This is a genomic window from Moorena sp. SIO3I6 (assembly GCF_010672095.1).
Genome location: NZ_JAAHHU010000884.1, coordinates 1 through 2023, shown reverse-complemented (window position 1 = coordinate 2023; position 2023 = coordinate 1). Strand labels below are relative to the sequence as shown.

Below are 2023 nucleotides of genomic sequence, written 5' to 3'. Positions count from 1 at the left end.
AGTTCTCCAAGACTGTGTCAAGAGAGTAGATCTAGCTTTTAAGCGGTACCTCAAAGGGGATAGTAACGGAAGAAAGAGCGGAAGACCTCGCTTTCAAGGGAAAAATAGATATAAGTCATTTACTTTTCCCTCTCTTAGCAAAAACCCTATAAATGGCAATATTTTGACTCTTCCAAAGTTTGGGAAGGTCAAAATGATTTACCATAGACCCATCCCAGAAGGGTTTAAAATCAAGACAGCAACCATAACCCGAAAAGCTGATGGCTATTACGTCACGCTGTCAATTCAAGATGATACCGTACCGGAGATCATCCCAGTAGACAGTGTGACCAACCCCGTCGGAATAGACATGGGTCTCAGATCGTTTCTAGTAAAGTCCGATGGCTCAGAGGTACCAATTCCTCAATACTACCGAAAGGCTCAAAAGCGATTAAAAAAAATCCAAAAAGCTGTCAGTAGATCCAAGAAGGGGAGTAACAATAGAAGGAAGGCTGTCAGTAAACTAGGTAAAGCTCACAAGAAGGTTACTGACACTCGAAAAGATTTTCATTTTAAAACAGCAAAAAGCTTACTGGACAATCATGATCTAGTTGCTCATGAAAAATTAAATATTAAAGGCTTGGCCAGAACTAAGTTGGCTAAATCTATATTGGACGCTGGTTGGGGGCAATTCTTGTCGATACTATCAAGCAAAGCCGTTCGCGTAGCGTGGCCTACGGCCATAAATGCTGGCTTGGTTACAGTTGCAGTGAATCCTCGAAATACCAGTCAGAACTGTTCTAATTGCGGAATCAAAGTACCAAAGAAACTAAAAGACCGCATCCATTCTTGTCCTCACTGTGGATACACAGCGGATCGTGATGTGAACGCGGCAAAAAATGTATTGAAATTGGCGGTAGGGCATTCCGTCAGCAGTAAAGCTTACCGAGTAACCGAGGCAATAGCTGGTGTTGGTAAGAAGCCCACACTGAACCTGTAATGTCAGTGTGGGAGTATGTCACGTAAAATTGTATCGTTAACAGCTTCCTAGATAGCTACAGGGTGAAACCTCTAAAAGAGTTCTGTCTAAGTGTTGTTGATCTCGAATTGATGCCAACTGCGCTGAGGGTGGCTTTGGTGGTTGGCTCAGTTTTATTTGTGATCAATCATGGTTCAGCTCTCCTACAAGGACAGATGAATCGACAGCGATGGATTTCAGGGGGTTTAACCTATATAGTTCCCTACTTGGTCAACATTCATGGTCAGTATACCATCCGTTCTAGACAAACCGCTCGAAGAGGAAAAGGAGATTATAATCGCAATTCTGGTTAATTACTATAAGAGCGATGTCAAAACCTTGCTTCTGGTACAATGCCGAGCTAATTGAGGGCAACTCCCTGAGCCTGACCATTGATGAGCCAGGATTTATATATGGCGCTACAGTTTTTACTACCCTACGGGTTTACGATCAGTCATTAGATCACCCACTAACCCATTGGACTAATCATTGCCATCGCCTCCAATCGAGTCTACAAGCATTTGGTTGGCAACAGCCGGATTGGGAGCAATTGCGCCAAGGAGCACAATCACTGATCACCCTTTACCCAGTGCTGAGAATTACCCTATTCCCCGATGGACGAGAATTGATTATGGGTCGTCCTCTGCCAGCTAATTTAGCCCAGTGGCAAGAACAGGGTATCACTGCTTGGGTAGCCCAGTCCTCTTCGGTAAAATTTCATCGCTGCTTACCCACTCAGAAGACCGGGAATTACCTATCTCCATGGCTGGCGAAGCAAATGGCGCAAAATATGGGAGCACTCGAAGGGATTTTGGTAGATAATCACGGGAATTGGCTGGAAACTAGCACAGGTAACTTATGGGGATGGGGAGATGGTCAGTGGTGGACACCACCAGTGGAAGCTGGAATTTTACCAGGTGTGATGCGATCGCATTTAATTGAGTGGCTGACTTGTCAAAATCAGAGAGTTTGTGAGGAACCTTGGTCACCGGAGTTGGTAAGACAGTTGGATGCGATCGCTTACAC

General features: G+C 44.6%; 3 protein-coding genes. All 3 read left to right on the top strand.

Going from position 1 to position 2023, the window contains the following annotated elements:
* A partial coding sequence (locus F6K49_RS43965) for a transposase (RefSeq protein WP_293108141.1) occupies nucleotides 1-979 on the top strand: 979 nt, incomplete at its 5' end.
* Nucleotides 980-1089: 110 nt separating this feature from the next.
* Nucleotides 1090-1311: a nitrate/nitrite transporter NrtS gene (gene nrtS, locus F6K49_RS43960; protein WP_293108138.1), complete on the top strand. Its 222-nt coding sequence runs from the start codon at nucleotides 1090-1092 to the stop codon at nucleotides 1309-1311.
* A 14-nt stretch (nucleotides 1312-1325) separates the two neighbouring features.
* Nucleotides 1326-2023 (top strand): aminotransferase class IV (locus F6K49_RS43955; RefSeq protein WP_293108135.1); only part of this gene is annotated, 698 nt, incomplete at its 3' end.